The 17,653-nt window shown below is 63.5% G+C and carries 16 protein-coding genes; 9 read left to right on the top strand and 7 right to left on the bottom strand.

All coding sequences use genetic code 11. From position 1 onward, the window contains the following. Positions 1-78 precede the first annotated feature (78 nt). The 8 genes from murA (at position 79) to yacG (ending at position 5,412) form a co-directional block, all read left to right on the top strand. Positions 79-1,371: a UDP-N-acetylglucosamine 1-carboxyvinyltransferase gene (murA, locus tag AC0L2U_RS19190; RefSeq protein ID WP_127381104.1), complete on the top strand. Its 1,293-nt coding sequence runs from the start codon at positions 79-81 to the stop codon at positions 1,369-1,371. Positions 1,372-1,576: 205 nt separating this feature from the next. Further along, positions 1,577-2,011 (top strand): DUF2948 family protein, encoded by a 435-nt coding sequence (locus tag AC0L2U_RS19185; protein WP_127319558.1) that lies wholly within the window; start codon positions 1,577-1,579, stop codon positions 2,009-2,011. A gap of 7 nt (positions 2,012-2,018) precedes the next feature. Further along, entirely contained in the window at positions 2,019-3,311 is a 1,293-nt protein-coding gene (gene hisD / locus AC0L2U_RS19180; RefSeq protein WP_127396016.1) for a histidinol dehydrogenase, read from the top strand. 6 nt (positions 3,312-3,317) lie between these two features. After that, positions 3,318-3,803 (top strand): UPF0262 family protein, encoded by a 486-nt coding sequence (locus AC0L2U_RS19175; protein ID WP_127271901.1) that lies wholly within the window; start codon positions 3,318-3,320, stop codon positions 3,801-3,803. Further along, on the top strand, positions 3,791-4,261 hold the full coding sequence (locus AC0L2U_RS19170) for an arsenate-mycothiol transferase ArsC (RefSeq protein ID WP_081738604.1): 471 nt from the start codon (positions 3,791-3,793) through the stop codon (positions 4,259-4,261). Before AC0L2U_RS19175 ends, AC0L2U_RS19170 begins: the two co-directional genes overlap by 13 nt. An 87-nt stretch (positions 4,262-4,348) precedes the next feature. Further along, the gene (gene infA / locus AC0L2U_RS19165; RefSeq protein ID WP_006200926.1) at positions 4,349-4,567 is read left to right on the top strand and encodes a translation initiation factor IF-1; all 219 of its coding nucleotides are present in this window, start codon (positions 4,349-4,351) and stop codon (positions 4,565-4,567) included. Positions 4,568-4,588: 21 nt separating this feature from the next. Further along, positions 4,589-5,218, top strand: coding sequence for a Maf-like protein (locus tag AC0L2U_RS19160; protein WP_128309489.1), 630 nt, complete (start codon positions 4,589-4,591; stop codon positions 5,216-5,218). Further along, positions 5,215-5,412, top strand: a complete 198-nt coding sequence (gene yacG / locus AC0L2U_RS19155; protein WP_127269085.1) for a DNA gyrase inhibitor YacG — start codon at positions 5,215-5,217, stop codon at positions 5,410-5,412. Before AC0L2U_RS19160 ends, yacG begins: the two co-directional genes overlap by 4 nt. 15 nt (positions 5,413-5,427) lie before the next feature. Here the strand turns inward: yacG and melA (AC0L2U_RS19150) are convergent, their stop codons facing one another. From melA (AC0L2U_RS19150) to melA (AC0L2U_RS19125), 6 genes are all read right to left on the bottom strand, one after another. Further along, on the bottom strand, positions 5,428-6,801 hold the full coding sequence (melA, locus tag AC0L2U_RS19150) for an alpha-galactosidase (protein ID WP_473602484.1): 1,374 nt from the start codon (positions 6,799-6,801) through the stop codon (positions 5,428-5,430). Between the two features lie 19 nt (positions 6,802-6,820). After that, positions 6,821-8,488, bottom strand: a complete 1,668-nt coding sequence (locus tag AC0L2U_RS19145) for an ABC transporter ATP-binding protein (RefSeq protein ID WP_256746002.1) — start codon at positions 8,486-8,488, stop codon at positions 6,821-6,823. A 9-nt stretch (positions 8,489-8,497) separates the two neighbouring features. After that, entirely contained in the window at positions 8,498-9,637 is a 1,140-nt protein-coding gene (locus AC0L2U_RS19140) for an ABC transporter permease (RefSeq protein ID WP_127319546.1), read from the bottom strand. Position 9,638: 1 nt separating this feature from the next. Continuing rightward, positions 9,639-10,646 carry an ABC transporter permease gene (locus AC0L2U_RS19135; RefSeq protein ID WP_127807904.1) on the bottom strand — a complete coding sequence of 336 codons (1,008 nt, stop codon included), beginning with the start codon at positions 10,644-10,646 and terminating at the stop codon, positions 9,639-9,641. A 111-nt stretch (positions 10,647-10,757) separates the two neighbouring features. After that, positions 10,758-12,842 (bottom strand): ABC transporter substrate-binding protein, encoded by a 2,085-nt coding sequence (locus AC0L2U_RS19130; protein WP_127807905.1) that lies wholly within the window; start codon positions 12,840-12,842, stop codon positions 10,758-10,760. Between the two features lie 159 nt (positions 12,843-13,001). Further along, complete coding sequence (gene melA, locus AC0L2U_RS19125; protein WP_127807906.1) at positions 13,002-14,468, bottom strand: alpha-glucosidase/alpha-galactosidase; 1,467 nt, start codon at positions 14,466-14,468, stop codon at positions 13,002-13,004. 247 nt (positions 14,469-14,715) lie between these two features. On the opposite strand from melA (AC0L2U_RS19125), the gene AC0L2U_RS19120 reads away from it, so the two are divergent. Beyond that, positions 14,716-15,591, top strand: a complete 876-nt coding sequence (locus tag AC0L2U_RS19120; protein ID WP_127397671.1) for an AraC family transcriptional regulator — start codon at positions 14,716-14,718, stop codon at positions 15,589-15,591. 27 nt (positions 15,592-15,618) lie between these two features. Here AC0L2U_RS19120 and AC0L2U_RS19115 read toward each other — a convergent pair whose 3' ends face one another. Beyond that, positions 15,619-17,646 (bottom strand): aldo/keto reductase, encoded by a 2,028-nt coding sequence (locus AC0L2U_RS19115; protein WP_292693719.1) that lies wholly within the window; start codon positions 17,644-17,646, stop codon positions 15,619-15,621. Positions 17,647-17,653 lie beyond the last annotated feature (7 nt).

The raw sequence follows: 17,653 nt of genomic DNA, 5'->3' as shown, positions 1-17,653 counted from the left end.
CAGATTGGCCAATGGTCTAGACGGGCCGCTACTCAAACGATTGAACCGGCCCTTTTTGGCCGAGAGGGACGTTCTTCCATGGATCGCATCAGAATTGTCGGGGGCAACAAGCTCTCCGGAAGCATTCCGATCTCGGGCGCGAAAAACGCGGCGCTGCCTTTGATGATCGCCTCGCTTTTGACCGACGACACGCTGACGCTGGAAAACGTGCCGCATCTGGCCGATGTCGAGCAACTGATCCGCATCCTGGGCAACCACGGCGTCGATTATTCGGTCAATGGCCGCCGCGAGAAGCAGAATGAGGGCTATTCGCGCACCATCAACTTCTCCGCCCGCAACATCGTCGACACCACAGCGCCCTACGAACTGGTGTCGAAGATGCGCGCCTCGTTCTGGGTGATCGGCCCGCTGCTGGCCCGCATGGGCGAAGCCAAAGTGTCGCTGCCGGGCGGTTGCGCCATCGGCACGCGGCCGGTCGATCTGTTCCTCGAGGGCCTGCAGGCGCTGGGCGCCGATATCGACGTCGACACCGGCTATGTCATCGCCAAGACAAGGAATGGCCGGCTTGTCGGCAACCGCTACATCTTCCCGAAAGTCTCGGTCGGCGCCACCCATGTGCTGATGATGGCCGCGGCGCTCGCCAAGGGCGAGACGGTGCTGGAAAATGCGGCTTGCGAGCCCGAGATCGTCAACCTCGCCGAGTGCCTCAACGCCATGGGCGCGAAGATTTCCGGCGCCGGCACGCCAACCATCACCATCGACGGCGTCGAATCGCTGTCGGGTGCGCGCGTGCGCGTCATCCCCGACCGCATCGAGACCGGCACCTATGCCATGGCTGTCGCCATGACCGGCGGCGACGTCGTGCTCGAAGGTGCGCGTCCGGATCTGCTGCAGACCGCACTGGACGTGATCGCGCAGACGGGTGCGGAGATCACGCCGACCAATTCCGGCATCCGGGTGAGGCGCAACGGCGCCGGCATTGCGCCGGTCGACGTGACGACGGCGCCGTTTCCGGCCTTCCCGACCGATTTGCAGGCGCAGTTCATGGGCCTGATGACGATGGCCAAGGGCAAGTCGCGCATCACCGAGACGATCTTCGAGAACCGCTTCATGCATGTGCAGGAACTGGCGCGGCTCGGCGCTCACATCACGCTTTCGGGCCAGACGGCGATCGTCGACGGCGTGCCGAAGCTGAAGGGCGCGCCGGTCATGGCGACCGATCTTCGCGCCTCGGTGTCGCTGGTCATCGCCGGCCTGGCGGCGGAAGGCGAGACCACGGTCAACCGTGTCTACCACCTCGACCGCGGCTTCGAGCGGCTGGAAGAAAAACTGTCCAACTGCGGCGCGGTGATCGAACGGATTTCGGCATAGCCCGCCACCTCGGCTCCTCTCCAGCAACGCAGGAGATTGGCGAGATCCTTCGCGGCAGCGTCCTTCTCCCCGTCACTATACGGGGAGAAGTGCCCGGCAGGGCGATGAGGGGCAGCGCAGACCTGCAGCTGTTGGTGCGGTTGCACCGATCGCCAAGACCGCCTAACAGAAGGCTGAACAATCAACCTTCAGGTGCGAAATCCGCATGACCGGCCTTAAGCTTATCGCGCTAGACGACCAGGATCTGAGCATCGTTTCGGCTCATGTCCAGGATGCCGTGCTGAAAGTCAGCGACCTCGAATTCCTGCCCGCGGCCAAGCGTTTCCTGCTGACCATGAACCGTTTCGTCTGGGAGGCAAAATCCGGCCTGTTTCGCCAGCACAATGAGCGACGGCAGGCCGTGCTGCATTTCGACCGCGTGCTCGGCGCCAAGACCAGCGGCATCGACCGCGACAAGCCTGCGGAAGTCCTGTCGCTGTTGGCGATCAGCTTCATCGAGATCAGCAAGCCGGCCGGCATCGTCGAGCTGATCTTCTCGGGCGGCGGTGCGATCATGCTCGACGTCGAATGCATCGAGGCCCGCCTTGCCGACATCGGCGGGGCGTGGGAAGCCACCTCGCGCCCCATCCACAAGACCTGAGCGTCCGATGGCCATCACGCTTCGTCAGTCCGACGCCGATTTCGAACAGCGTTTCGCCGCCTTCCTGTTGACCAAGCGGGAAGTGTCCGCCGACGTCGATGCAGCGGTGGGCGCCATCATCGCGCGCGTGCGCGCCGAGGGCGACGCGGCGCTGATCGACTATTCACGGAAATTCGATCGCGCCGATCTGGCTGGACTGGGCATCGCCGTTTCGAAGGACGACATCGCCCAGGCCTACAAGGCCGCCGACCCAAAGACGATCGAGGCGCTGGAATTCGCGCGCGACCGCATCCGCTCGCATCATGAGCGGCAGCGACCAAAGGATGACCGCTATACGGATGCCGCCGGCGTCGAGCTCGGCTGGCGCTGGACGGCGGTCGAGGCGGTTGGGCTCTATGTGCCGGGCGGCACGGCGAGCTATCCAAGCTCGGTGCTGATGAACGCCGTGCCGGCCAAAGTGGCCGGCGTCGAGCGCATCGTCATGGTCGTACCGGCGCCGGGCGGCATCATCAATCCGCTGGTGCTGGTGGCGGCCGACATATCAGGCGTGTCGGAAATCTACCGTGTCGGCGGCGCGCAGGCGATCGCCGCCCTTGCCTACGGCACCGAAACGATCAGGCCGGTCGCCAAGATCGTCGGCCCGGGCAATGCCTATGTCGCGGCGGCCAAACGCCAGGTGTTCGGCGCCGTCGGCATCGACATGATCGCCGGGCCGTCGGAAGTACTCGTCGTGGCCGACGGCAGCAACGATCCGGACTGGATCGCGGCCGACCTGCTGGCCCAGGCCGAGCACGATGCATCGGCGCAATCGGTCCTGGTCACCGACGATTCAGCCTTCGGCATCGCTGTCGAACAAGCCGTCGAGCGCCAGTTGCAGAGCCTGCCACGCGCCGAGACAGCGGCGGCGAGCTGGCGTGATTTTGGTGCGGTGATCCAGGTGTCGACCATCGACGCCGCGCTGCCGCTGGTCGACCGCATCGCCGCCGAACATGTCGAACTGGCCATCGACGACGCCGAGGGCTTCCTGTCGCGGATGCGCAACGCGGGTGCGGTCTTTCTCGGCCGCCACACGCCGGAAGCCATCGGCGACTATGTCGGCGGCTCCAACCATGTGCTGCCGACGGCGCGCTCGGCGCGCTTCTCGTCCGGTCTGTCGGTGCTCGATTTCGTCAAGCGCACGTCGATCCTCAAGCTTGGACCGGAACAGTTGCGGATCTTGGCGCCGGCGGCGATTGCGCTGGCCAAGGCGGAAGGCCTTGACGCGCATGGACGCTCCGTCGCCATACGGTTGAACATGTAGGCGGCGATGTCTGGCCCCGATCAAACCCGCGCCAGGCTGATCGATGTCGAACTCGATGAATCGATCGGCCGGTCGACACCCGATGTCGAGCATGAACGCGCGGTGGCGATCTTCGACCTGATCGAGGAGAACAGTTTTCAGCCCGTCAGTGACAGCGGCGACGGCCCTTACCGGCTGAAACTGTCGCTGGCCGAGCAGCGCCTGGTGTTTGCCGTGGCGCGCGAGGATGGCACCGCCGTCGTCACCCATATCCTGTCGCTGACGCCGCTCAGGCGCATCGTCAAGGACTATTATATGATCTGCGAAAGCTACTACGACGCCATCCGTTCCTCGACGCCGAGCCACATCGAGGCGATCGACATGGGCCGCCGCGGCCTGCACAATGAAGGTTCGCAGACGCTGATGGACCGGCTATCCGGCAAGATCGACATCGACTTCGATACGGCGCGCCGGCTGTTCACGCTGGTCTGCGTACTGCACTGGCGGGGCTAGCCCTGGCACCCGGCGCCCTGCCCCGTTCGATCCTGTTCCTGTGCGGCATGAATGCCGTGCGCTCGCCCATGGCAGAGCAACTGGCGCGCCGCATGCTGCCGGCCACCGTCTTTGTCGCTTCGGCAGGCGTTCGCGCCGGCGAGCGCGATCCATTCGTCGATGCGGTGCTTGCCGAAGACGGTCTCACGCTGGGCGAGCGTCACCCAAGGACGATGGATGATCTCGAGGACGACTATTTCGACCTCATCGTCACGCTGGCGCCGGAAGCGCACCACGCCGCACTTGAACTCACCCGCTCGCTCGCTGTCGAGGTCGAATACTGGCCGACGCCGGACCCGACCGACGCCAGCGGCACCCGCGAACAGATCATGGCTAGTTATCGCGACGTGCGCGAGCGGCTGAAGGTGCGCATAGGCCGACGTTTTCTGCTTCCAGGAGCAAAAAACGCGACGGATTAAGCGTGTTCACAAGCGGACGATTATCATATAGGTTCCGCCGAAATTCCGGCCAGGGTGCTGGAACTACCATCCAAGCAAAGGTATCGAATGCCGAAGGAAGAAGTCCTCGAGTTTCCGGGTGTCGTGACGGAATTGTTGCCGAACGCGATGTTCCGGGTAAAGCTCGAAAACGAACACGAAATCATCGCCCATACGGCCGGCCGCATGCGCAAGAACCGCATCCGCGTGCTGACCGGCGACAAGGTTCTGGTCGAGATGACGCCATACGACCTGACCAAGGGCCGCATCACCTATCGTTTCAAGTAAGCAAAGCCCGACTGGTCCGCGATGAGCATTTTGCAGAAGCTGGTGCTTGCCTCGGGTTCGCCGCGCCGGATCGAGCTTTTGCAGCAGGCCGGCATCGAGCCGGACCGCGTGCTGCCGGCCGATGTCGACGAAATGCCGTTGCGTGCCGAGCATCCGCGCTCGCTGGCCAAGCGGCTGTCGAGGGAAAAGGCCGAGAAGGCGTTCGCCTCGCTGCAGACCGAAGCCGACTACGCGCCAGGTTTCGTGCTGGCCGCCGACACGGTGGTTGCCGTCGGACGGCGCATCCTGCCCAAGGCGGAAACCCTCGACGACGCTGCCAACTGCCTCGGGCTGTTGTCGGGCCGTTCGCACCGGGTCTATTCCGGCATCTGCCTGATCACCCCGGGTGGCAAGCTGCGCCAACGGCTGGTCGAGACGCGGGTGCGTTTCAAGCGGCTGCCGCGCGAAGAGATTGACGCCTATGTCGCCTCGGGCGAATGGCGCGGCAAAGCGGGTGGTTACGCGGTCCAGGGCCTCGCCGGCGCCTTCGTCGTCAAGCTGGTCGGCTCCTACACCAATATCGTTGGCCTGCCGCTCTATGAGACCGTCGCGCTGTTGAGCGGCGAGGGCTTCAAGGTGCATGGCGGCTGGCTGGCGGGACCCCGGCTGTGAATTCCGATCCCAAAGTCACGCCCTTGCGCCCGAAGCGCCCCTGCCCCGAATGCGGCAAGCCCTCGGCGCGCGACACCTTCCCGTTCTGCTCGACGCGCTGCAAGGACATCGACCTCAATCGCTGGCTGAAGGGCGCCTATGTCATCAAGGCTCGCGACGACGAGGAAGAAACGGACCCCGACGATTCGAAATGAGCCGGGCGCCGCCGATCAGGCGGCGGCCTCGCTCTTGCGTTTCGTCCGCGCCCAGGCAGGCAGCCAGTCACCGTGGGCGGCCAGGAGATCATCGACCAGGGACCAGATCTGGTCGAGATCGAGTTCGGCTGATGTGTGCGGGTCCATCATCGCCGCATGATAGATGTGCTCGCGGTTTTCCGTCATCAGCGCCCGCACCGTCAGTTCCTGCACGTTGATGTTGGTGCGCATCAGCGCGGTCAATTGCGGCGGCAGCTCGCCGATATAGGTCGGCTGGATGCCGGAGGCATCGACCAGGCACGGCACTTCGGCGGCACAATCGCGGGGCAGCGAGGTGATGCAGCCATTGTTGCGGACATTGCCGTAGATCACTGACGGCTCGCCGGTCCAGACCGAATTCATGATCGACGAGGCATATTCCTTGGACTGCTCGACTTCGATGCGATCGGCCGAGCGATAGGCCTCAGCCTGTCCCTTCCAGCGCTCGATCTGTTCGATGCAGCGCTTGGGATACTCATCCAGCGGGATGCCGTACTTCTCGATCAGGTCGGGGCGCCCTTCCTTGATGAAATAGGGCGTGTATTCGGCGAAATGTTCCGAGCTCTCGGTGACGAAATAGCCGAGCCGGGTCAGCATCTCGTAGCGCACCTTGTTGGGGCAGCGCGGGTTCCAGCCGGGCTTGGGCGCGCGGCCTTCGCGATAGGCGCGCACGAGATCTGGGTAGAGGTTGCGGTAGGAACCGTCCGGCTGGCGATGCTCGAACTTCAGGTAGAACGCCATGTGGTTGATGCCGGCCGAGCGATAGCGGATCTCGTCGTAGGGAAGGTCGAGGTCTTCAGCCAGTTCCATCGCCGTGCCCTGCACCGAATGGCAGAGGCCGACCTGCCTGATGTCGGGATATTTCTCCGATATCGCCCAGGTGTTGATCGCCATCGGGTTGACATATTGCAGCATGATCGCCTGCGGGCAGACGGCGAGCATGTCCTCGCAGACCTTCCAAAGATGCGGCACGGTCCTCAAGCCGCGCATGATGCCGCCGACGCCCAGCGTGTCGGCGATCGTCTGGCGCAGGCCGTATTTCTTCGGCACCTCGAAGTCGGTGACCGTGCAGGGCTCATAGCCGCCGATCTGGAAGGCGACGACGACGAAATCGGCGTCGGCCAGCGCCTTGCGCTGGTCCGAATGGGTCTCGGTCTTCGCCTTGACGCCGAGCGTCGCGATCAGCTTGTTGACGACGATGGCGCTCTCTTCCAGCCGCTGCGGATTGATGTCCATCAGCGCGATCGTCGCGCCCGAAAGCGACGGGCGCTGCAGCACGTCGCCGACAATGTTCTTCATGAACACCGTCGAGCCGGCGCCGATGAACGTGATCTTGGGATTCCTTGCCATGCTAACCTCCGGCATATGTTCAGGCCACGTCGAAAGCGGCCCTGACGAGCCGTTCGGTGTAGGCGGTCTTGGGATTGGACAGGACGTCGTCGACGGGGCCCTGCTCGACGATCTTGCCGTTCTGCATGACGATCACGCGATGGCACAGGGCGCGCACCACCTTGAGGTCGTGCGAGATGAAGAGGTAGCTGAGGCCGCGCTCGTCCTGCAGCTTGCGCAGGAGGTCGATGATCTGCGCCTGGACGGAGAGGTCGAGCGCCGATGTCGGCTCGTCGAGCAGGATGAATTCGGGTTCGAGCGCGATGGCGCGGGCGATGGCGATGCGCTGCCGCTGGCCGCCGGAGAATTCATGCGGAAACCGCGACAGTATATCGCCCGGCATGCCGGCGCTGACCAGCGCGTCGCGCACCCGTTCGACCCGCTCGCGCCGCGTCGCCCCTATGCTGTTGACAATCAGCCCTTCCTCGATGATCTGGCCGATCGTCATGCGCGGGTTGAGCGAGGAAAACGGATCCTGGAAGACGATCTGCATGCGCGAGCGCAGCGGCCGCATCTCGGCACGCGACAGGCCATGGATCGGCTTGCCGTCGAAATGGATCTCGCCGCGCTTGGCGTCGATCAAGCGGAGCAAGGCCTGGCCGAAGGTGGTCTTGCCGGAGCCGGATTCGCCGACCAGCCCCAGCGTCTCATGGCGACAGAGTTTCAGGCCGAGATCGTCGACGGCGACCAGTTCTCGCCAGTCCGGCTTCAGGAAGGTGCCGTGGCGCAGCATGAATGAGACGTGCACGCCGCTCGCCTCGAGGATGGTGCCGCAGCCCTCCGGAAGGGGTTTCGGCTGCCCATGCGGCTCTGAAGCCAGCAGCCGTCTCGTATAGGGGTGCTGTGGGTTGGCGAACAGCCGTTCGGTGACGTTGTGCTCGCACATTTCGCCATGCTGCATGACATAGACGTAGTCGGAGAACTGGCGCACCACGGTCAGGTCGTGGGTGATCAGGATCACCGCCATACGCAGCTCTTTCTGCAGGCTGCGGATCAGGTTCAGGATCTGCGCCTGGACGGTGACATCGAGCGCTGTGGTCGGCTCATCGGCGATCAGCACATCGGGATTGTTGGCCAGCGCCATGGCGATCATCACCCGCTGACGTTGCCCGCCCGATAGCTGGTGCGGGTATTGCTTGAGCCGCGCGGCGGGATCGGGAATCTGCACATGCTGCAGAAGTTCCAGTGCGCGCGCCCAGGCCTGCTTGCGGCTGACTTTGCGATGCACCCGGATCGCCTCGACGATCTGGCTGCCGACCGTATAGATCGGGTTGAGCGAGCTCATCGGCTCCTGGAAGATCATCGAGATGCGGTTGCCGCGCAGCTTGCGCCGGGCGCTCTCGGGAAATTTCAGGATGTTTTGCCCGTCATAGCAGACGCTCGATCCGGGGGACACGGTGGCGCGCCGCGACAGAAGGCCCATGACGGTGCGCGCCGTCACCGACTTGCCCGAACCGGATTCGCCGACGATGGCGATCGTCTCGCCGCGATAGAGCTGAAACGAGATGTCCTTGACCGCGTCGACGACGCCATGCTCGACCTTGAAGGCCACGGCGACGTTGCGAGCATCGATGATCGGCTGGCCCTGGCGTCCGTCATGGTCGTGACGGACGGTTGGTGCGAAGGATTCGGCGAGCGCGACGGTCATCTCAGCACCTCAATAAGGGTCGACGGCGTCACGCAGGCCGTCGCCCAGCGCGTTGAAGGCAAAGACGGTGACGAGCACGAAACCGACCGGCGACAGGATCCACGGATAGGTGCCGATGACGGAATAGGTCGCGGTGTCCTGCAGCATCAGGCCCCACGAGATCAGCGGCGGCTTGACGGCGAAGCCGAGGAAACCGAGGAAGGATTCGAGCAGCACCACGGTCGGGATCGCCAGCGTCACGGCGACGATCACGTGGCTCATCACATTGGGGAAGATGTGCTGCATGATGATGCGCCGGTCGGTGGCGCCGACCGCCATGGCGGCGCGCACATACTCGATCCGCGCCAGCGCCAGCGTCTTGCCGCGCACCTCGCGCGACATCTGCGCCCAGCCCAAGGCCGACATGACGATGATGACGAAAGCCAGGAAGACGTTGGTGGGAGCGGTGACCGGGATCAGCGTCGTCAGCGCCAGATAGAGCGGCAGCTGCGGGAAGGCGAGCACCAGTTCGACGAAGCGCTGCATCCAGACATCGAACCTGCCGCCAAAATAGCCGGAGACCATGCCGACGGTGGTGCCGATGACGGTGATGATGAAGACGACCGTCAGCGCGATCATCAGCGAGACGCGCGAGCCGTGGATGGCGCGCGACAGCACGTCACGGCCGAACTTGTCGGTGCCCAGGAAATGCACCGGCTGGCCGTCCAGCGAGCCGAACAGATGCCGGTCCGCCGGCAGCAGCCCGAACAGCTTGTAGGGCGCGCCATGCACGAAGAAACCAAGCAGCCTTGGATGGTCGTAGTCGGGACCGACGACGGGCTGGAAAGTGACCGGATCGAGGTCCGCCGAATCGGCCAGCGCATAGACCCTCGGCCGTGCGGTGAAACCGCCGTCTCTGTCATGGAAAACAGGCACCTGCGGCGGAGCGAAGCCGACATCCGTGACCTTCGGGTCCATTGGCGCGATGAACTCGGCGAACACGGCCATCAACAGCAGCAGCACGACGAGCCAGAGCCCGGCCATGCCGGTCCAGGAGCGCTTCAGCCGGCGCCAGACAAGCGCGATATAGCTTTCGTTGCCGCGCGCCGGTTTGGCGACGATGGGACCTTCGGCCGGCAGCGGTGGAGGGGATGGATCGCGCGCCAGCATCTCAGCGCTCCCCGAACTGGCGCACGCGCGGATCGAGCAGGACGAGCAGCATGTCGGCGATGATGTTGCCGACGATCAGCGTCGCCGACAGCACCATCATGAAGGTGGCGGTGACATAGACGTCGCCGACAGCCATGGAGCCGACGATCGCCGGGCCGACCGTCGGCAGCGCGAAGATGATCGCGGTCTCGATCTCGCCGGTCAGCATATAGGGCAGCACCACACCCTGATACATGATGAGCGGATGCAGCGCGTTGGGCACGGCGTGGCGCATGACGACGGCGGCACCCGTCAGCCCCTTGGCCCTGGCCGTCTCGACATATTGCGCGTTCAGCGTATCGAGCAGATTGCCGCGCATGACGCGCATATTGTAGGCGAGGCCGCCGAAAGTCGCGATCGCCACCACCGGCCAGACATGCTTGACCAGGTCGACGAATTTGGCCCACGACCACGGCGCGCCACCATATTGCGGCGAGAAGAATGAGCCGATCTCCGACACGTTGAACTGGAACACCAGGAGATAGACGATGATCAGCGCCATCAGGAAGCGCGGCACCGTCATGCCGAGAAAAGAGATGGCCGACAGTGTCGAGTCGATCCAGGTGTATTGCCTTGTCGCCGCCCATATGCCGAATGTGATGCCCAGCACCGAGGCCAGCAGATGGCAGACCAGCGCCAGGAGGAGCGTGCGCGGCAGGCGCTCTCCGACCACGTCGGCGACCGGTTTGTTGTAGTACAGGCTGTAGCCGAAATCGCCGCGGGTGACGATGCCACCGATCCAGTTGAGATACTGGAGAGGCAGCGGCTTATCGAGACCATGCTCGATGCGATAGGCCTTTGCCTGCGCGTCGGCCTCGGCGAAGGAGGCTCCACCCTGGTTGATCGCCTGCGAGCGGATGTAGTCGGCATAATCGCCCGGCGGCGCCTGGATGATGGCAAAGGTGGCCAGGCTCAAAATGGCGAGGACCGGGATTGCCGACGCTATGCGCGTGAGCAGGAATCGCAGCATGGACGGTTCGTTTCCTTGTCTCGCCGATCGCGCCCTTGGTTGCGTCCGGAGGTTGGTTTGTCCGGACGCGCCAGCGGCGCGGCCGGAGGTCTCTCGGTCAGGGAGGTAAACCTAATTCATCGGCCCCTTCTCTCCGGGTTTGCCGGGCAACTCCTCGGGGAACAATTCGTATTTCGCCTGCTTGTCGGCCGCGACAAAGACCCGTTCGCGGATGATCGAATCCTCGGCCCAGTTGAACATGAAGATCGGCGTGCCCTGCGGAATGTTCGAGAAGCGCTTGTTGACGATCAGCGCGCCGGGATATTCCGTCAGGCCGACATTGTAGACGTGCTCCGTCGAGATCTTCTGGAATTGTTTCATCAGGCTGGCACGCTGGTCGTTGTCCTGCGTCGAGACGAACTTGTTGACGATATCGACGAGATCCTTTTCGAACGGCATCACATCGACCTCGCCGTTCTCCGGCGCCCGATGGTCCCAGCTGGTGCGCGGGCCGACCGGGGCAAGCTGCACGGTGTTCTGCACCACCGACGTCAGTTCCTGTTCGTTGCGCCGGACCAGCCAATCGAAGCGGCCCGAATATTGGGAAGCGTCGCGCTGGGTGCCGTTGAGGCCATTGAGCACGACCCGAAGCCCGAGCTTTTCCATCTGGGCGACGACGCCTTCGGCAAGGCTCTTGTCGGTCGTGTAGTCGTTGTTGACCAGCATCACGATCTCGACATTCTTGCCGCCGGCGGTACCGGAAGGGAAATTCACGAAGCCGTCGCCATCCGTATCCTTGAGGCCGGCCTTGGCGAGTTCCGCCTTGGCGCCCTCGAGGTCGAAGGGGTAGTAGACCGTCGAAGCGCGGTCGTAGAAGCTGGTTCCTGACGACAGGCCGCCGGGATAGATGGCGGTGAACGGCCCCTTGACCAGCGAGTCACCGAGCGCCTTGCGGTCGAGCGCCATGGTGACGGCCTTGCGGAAATCCTCGTTGCGGTTCAGCTCGCGGATCGCCTGGCCGCGTTCGTCCGGATTGCCCCAGCCATTCGCGGAAAAATTAAATCGCAGATTGTAGCCGATGAGCCGCGGGCCGAAAGCAAGACGGGCCGGTGCGTTCGCCTCTGCCGCACGCTTCAGCGAGGCGACGAAGTTTTCCGGCTGCTCCAGATTGGAAAAATCGGCCGCGCCGGCCACCGCCTGGACGTCGCGATCGGCCCAGGTCGACAGCTTGTAGTGCAGTTCGTTGAGATAGGGCAGCTGGTTACCCTTCTCGTCGACCTTCCAGTAATAGGGATTGCGGCGCATGACGATGATGTCGTCCGGCCGGTATTCGACCGGGACCCAGCCACCCATCACCGGCATGTTCATGAATTCCGGCGGGAAGGCATTCTTGAACTGATCGTAGGTGTTCTTCGAGTATTTCGGATGCTGCGGCTTCAGGATGTGCGCGGGGCCAGGACAGAAAGTGCCGTAGGCCATGGCGTACAGGTACTGCTTCGGGAAGGCATCCTTGAAGGTCCATTCGACGGTGTAGTCGTCGATCTTCTTCAGCGTCGTGCCGACGCCGAAGCTTTCCGGCGTGGCGCCGTTCAGCGGCGAGACGTTGGGATCGACCACCTCGTCGTCCCAGTAGAACATGACGTCGTCGGCATTGAACGGCACGCCGTCCGACCACTTCGCTCCTTCGATGAGGTGCATGGTCAGCTTGTGGCCATCGCTCGACCAATCCCAGCTCCTGGCCAGGTTCGGCAGCGGCTCGGTGTCCTTGGCCTCGACCTGGAACAGCGGGGCGGTGCGCGTCAGGCATTCGGAGAGGCCGATGTCGATGCCGCCCCAGCCTTGCGTCTGACCGGCGCCGTAGTTCCAGCCTTCCGGCCGCCCGCCGATGACGTGGCGCATCGTATCGCCATAGACGCCGATGCCGTCCTGCATGTTGCCCTTCTTGAAGACCAGCGGCTCCTTCGGCAGCCTGTCCTTCACCGGCGGCAGCTTGCCGGTCTTGACGTATTTCTCGGTGACCCAGTCGGGCTCGTGATATTCGGGGAGCGCCTTGAACTCCAGGATCGAGTCTCGCGCGACATAGTTGATCTTGCCTTCGGCGGGAAACGGTGTCGGCGCCGGCGGAACCGTCGGTTCGGAAGCGTAAGCACCGAGTGCCGAGACCGAGACGCTCAGCGTCAGTCCGGCAGCAAGGCCGATATTGCGGAAATTCCTCACGGTCTCTCTCCCTCTTGTTTGTCCGGAGCGTTTGCACCCGCTCCGCCTCTCCTCGAATTCAAACGGCTTCGTGGCAGTGGATCCGCCTCCCATGGATCCACCATCACCGCATGAATTCCAGCCGGCCCGTCTCAGCCGGCCCGTCTCAGCCGGCTCGTCTCAGCCGGCTTGCTTCAGCGCGGCTTTTTCGGCGCGTAATTCCTCGATCGAGCGAACGCTGCGCCGTGCGGCGCCCGCCCACTCGCGGGTCTTCACCTGGGATGTCGACAGCCGCTCCCTGGCCGCCGGAACCGCATGGGCATATTGCGGCAGCCAGGCCGCCTGGGCGACGACCATTTCGTCGACCATTTGCCAGACCTCTTCCGGCGTCGAAACCGCGCCGACCAGCGGGTCATGCAGCACGGCGAGCTTCAGAAGATCGATGTCGCCTGATATCGCGGTATGCACCGACATGCGCTGGACATTGATCGAGGCGATGCAGGTGGCGGCGCAGGCCTCCGGCAACGTGATGCCGGCGGCCATGTTGATGCCAAAACGGTCGACGAAGCCGGGCGACTCGATGATGGCATCCTGCGGCAGGTTGGTGATCACGCCATTGTTCTTGACGTTGAAGTGGCCGCGATAGACCCGGTTGGTCTCCAGCGCCTCCAATATGTGGCTGGCATGCTCGTTGGAGCGCTTCGCCCGGTCGATCGGCTTTGACGCCGCTTCGAGGAACTGCGGATATTCCGTCTCGAACCAGTTGCGGGTTTCGGTGGAGTAGCGGAGATAGCCGCCTGTCTCGCCGTGAATCCAGTCGGACATATCGATCCAGCGCGTGATCTCGTCGGGACGTTTGCGGTACCAGGGCAGATATTCGGAAAGATGGCCGTTGCTCTCGGTCGAATAGATGCCGAAGCGCTTCAGAACGTCGATGCGCAGCTTCTCCTGCCTGGAATAGACCGGATGCGCCTCGAAAGCGGCCACCAGTTCGTCCTTGCCGATGGGACGGCCGTTCAGGCGCAGGTCGATAAACCAGGTCTGGTGGTTGATGCCGGAACAGACATAGTCGAGTTCCTGCGTGGACTTGGCGCCCAGCACCTCGGCGATCTGTTCGGCGCCGTGCTGGACGCCGTGGCAGAGCCCGACAGTGTCGACCTTGCCGTATTCGATCGCCGCCCAGGTGTTCATCGCCATCGGGTTGGCGTAGTTCAGGAATTTGACGTTCGTCTCGGCGACCTCGCGCATGTCCTTGCAGAAATCCAGGATCACCGGGATGTTGCGCTGTCCATAGAGAATGCCGCCGGCGCAGATCGTATCGCCGACGCATTGGTCGATGCCGTATTTCAGGGGAATGCGGATATCGTCGGCATAGGCTTCGAGACCGCCGACCCTCACGCAACTGATGACGTAGCGTGCGCCTTCGAGCGCCTTGCGGCGGTCGGTCGTCGCCGTCACCCTGGTCGGCAACCTGTTTGCCTCGACGATCCTGTCGAGGATCGCCTTGATCATCTGAAGGTTGTGCTCGCTTACATCGGTGAGCGCAAATTCGATGTCCTTGAATTCGGGCACGCACAGGATGTCGGTGAACAATTTCTTGGTGAAGCCGACGCTGCCGGCACCGATGATAGCGATTTTGAAACTCACCAGCCGCACCTCATTCCATTTCGAATTGCAGGCAAGGAATGACAATGGGAAGCTGTTGCCACATGCCGTGGCATGTGTGCAGGACAAGCCGGAAACCGGCTCGCCAACCTCCCTGTCCGCTCCTCGACTGCGGATCTCTCTCGCTTTTCGACGGCGATTATGCGCTTATTCGCGAGCGCGACCAGAGAAGGATTATGCTTTCAAGGGTAATTTTGTGCTGCAGGATTTGATAAACAACGGACAGTCCATGCGCACGATCTCGCTGCCGCGCGGCCGCCAGCGCCTGCACGCCATGCCGACGAGCACGGGCTATGAAGTGCGCGAGGACGAGATCTACGACTGGGATGGGCGCAGGCGCGGCCAGACGCCGTTCACCGTGCTCCAGCACACGATCAGCGGAACCGGCCGGCTGCGCTACGAGAACCGCAATTACCGCCTGCAGAAGAACGACACATTGCTGGTGCTGGTGCCGCACAACCACCGCTACTGGCTGGCCGGGGATGAGCGCTGGGAATATTTCTGGATTTCGATGAACGGCGAGGAGGCGCTGCGCATCCACAAGTCGATCCTCAGCGTCTCGGGTCCGGTATTTCGGCTGCAGCAGGCGACGATCGATCATCTTGCCGATTGCAGCTTGCGCCTGATCAAAGGCGCCGCTTCGCCGGGTGCTGCTTCGGCGGTCGCCTATGAGGCTGCGATGGCGCTCTATGACGATGTCTTCGGCTCCCATGCCTTTGCCGAAAAACAGAGCGCCATGCAGCCGGTCATCGATCACATCAATGCCAATCTCGACAGGCCGCTGCCGGTGGCGGACCTGGTCCAGATCAGCGGCCTCAGCCGGGCCCATTTCTCACGCTGTTTCGCCGAGAGCGAAGGCTTGCCGCCGGCCGAGTTCGTGCTGCAGCAGCGTCTGCAACGCGCGGCGAAGCTGCTGACCAAGGCGGATTTTCTGCCGGTGAAGGAGGTCGCCATCCTGTGCGGCTTCGAGGACGCGAACTATTTTTCAAAAGTCTTCCGCCGCTGCTACGGCATCACGCCGAGCCAATTCCGCACCACCGGCATGTATGCCAATTTGCGGACACCGGCCAGGCGTGGCGTCAGGGCGCCTGATGACGAGACCTGACGCCGCGACGGTTAAAAAGGCAGCCAGCTAGGCAGCGCGCCGACTGCCGCCATCCAGCCATTCGAGATCGGCTTGCGACAGCGTGATGTCGAGAGCGCGCAGGCTGTCGTCCAACTCGTCCAGCGTGCGTGGCCCGATCAGCGGGATGGATGGGAATGGCTGAGCGAGCACATAGGCCAGCGCAATATGAATCGGGCTCTTGCCCAGTCTCGCGGCAAGTTCGACCGCCCGGTCGCGGCGGCCGAAATTCCGCTCGGAGTACCAGACCCGCACCAGTTCCTCATTGTCTTGCTTGTCCCGACCTGCGCGATCGGTGAAGAAGCCGCGCCCCTGACTCGACCAGGCGAAATTCGGCATCTGCCTGGATGTCAGCCAGGCCTTCCATGGATCCGTGGAGGACGTGACGCAGCCTGCCCAGATCGGCTCCAGCATTTCAGCCAGCGAGAAATTGTTGGACAGCGCGCCAGGCTTTTGCTTGCCGGTACGTTCGGCATAGGCGATCGCCTCATCCATGCGTTCCATTGTCCAGTTCGAGCCGCCGAACGGGCCGCGGATGCGGCCGGCCTTGACCTCACGATCCATCGCATCGACGAATTCGCCGACCGGCACATCGGGATTGTCGCGGTGCATGAAGTAGACATCGACGTGATCGGTCTGCAGGCGTTCGAGCGACTGGTCGAGCTGCTTGCCGATCACATCGGGATAGCACAGCGGCGAGTGCGCGCCCTTGGCGATGACCACCGATTGCGCGCGCACGTCACGGTTTTTCAACCACTCGCCAAGCAGCTTCTCGGTATAGCCGCCGCCATAGACATAGCCGGTATCGAAGAGATTGCCGCCGGCCTCGAAATAGGCATCGAGCAGGATCGAGCCTGAGGAAAAGGTACGGAAATCCTCGAAGCCGAGCGCCACCACCGATGCCGGCTTCGACAGGCCGGGAATGGTGCGCTTGGCGATCGCCGTGCCGCCGGACCGCAAAGGCCGGCCGGAGATGGTGTTGGTGCGCTGCGCGGCTTTCTCGATCGCGTATTCCAGGCCGGCTGCCGCCCGCCATTTATCCAGCACGCGCAAGGTGCCGAGGCTTTCCGCCCATGCCATGCCCGGCCAGGCGAATTCTTGGCCGCCGGCTCGGATCGCCTCACCGGCTGCGTCGACCTCGAAGGAATAGACATGGCGCTTCTCGTCGACGCTGATGGTCTGGCGCGCGCCGGTGAATGCGATGATGTCGATCCGGCCGAGGCCGACGTCGCGGTTGCCGCCGGCGAACCAGAAGTCCGGCACTTCGATACGGCCCTTTGTGCCCAGGACGCGCAGCACATTGTCCTGGTTGAGCGAAATGCTGCAGGAGACTTCGGCGACAATGCCGCCTGGGAAATGCAGCAGCGCGGACGCCCATTCGTCGACGCCGGACTGGCCCAGATGGGCGGTGCCGACCACCTTGTCCGGCTCAGCGAAAGGTTGTCCTAGCGCCGCGCCGGCAATCAGCCGAACCATCGAGACGGGATAGCCGCCAACGTCGAGAATGCCGCCGCCGGCGAGATCGTTGGCATAGAGCCGGTGCTGCGGCATGAAGCCCGGCATGGCGAAGCCGAAGCTCGATTTGATCATCCTGATGTCGCCGATGACACCGGACCTGATCAGGTCCACCAGCTTCAGCGTCTGCGGGTGCAGCCGGTACATGAAGGCTTCGCCGAGGAATGTGCCGGCCTTGCGTGCGGCGTGCATCATGGCGTCGGCTTCGAAGGCGGTCAGCGCAAGCGGCTTTTCGCACAGCACATGCTTTCCGGCCTCGGCCGCCTTGATCGCCCATTGCGCATGACCGGGATGCGGTATCGAAATGTAGAAGGCATCGATGTCGGGATCGGCGAGCAGCGCGTCGTAGCCGTCGAGAATGCGGGCGCCGGGAAAACTCTCGGCGAGGCCGGGCTTGGCGGGATTTCGCGCGCCGATGGCGACCAGCTTTCCGGTGCGCGAAGCGGCCACGCCACCGGCAAAGGACTGGGCGATGCTGCCCGGGCCGAGGATGCCCCAGCGAATGGGCGTGGTTGCGGTCATTGTCATT

The organism is Mesorhizobium sp. WSM4808 (genome assembly GCF_055811675.1).
Note: the sequence above shows the minus strand (reverse complement) of the source record. Positions and strands in the feature narration are given on the sequence as shown.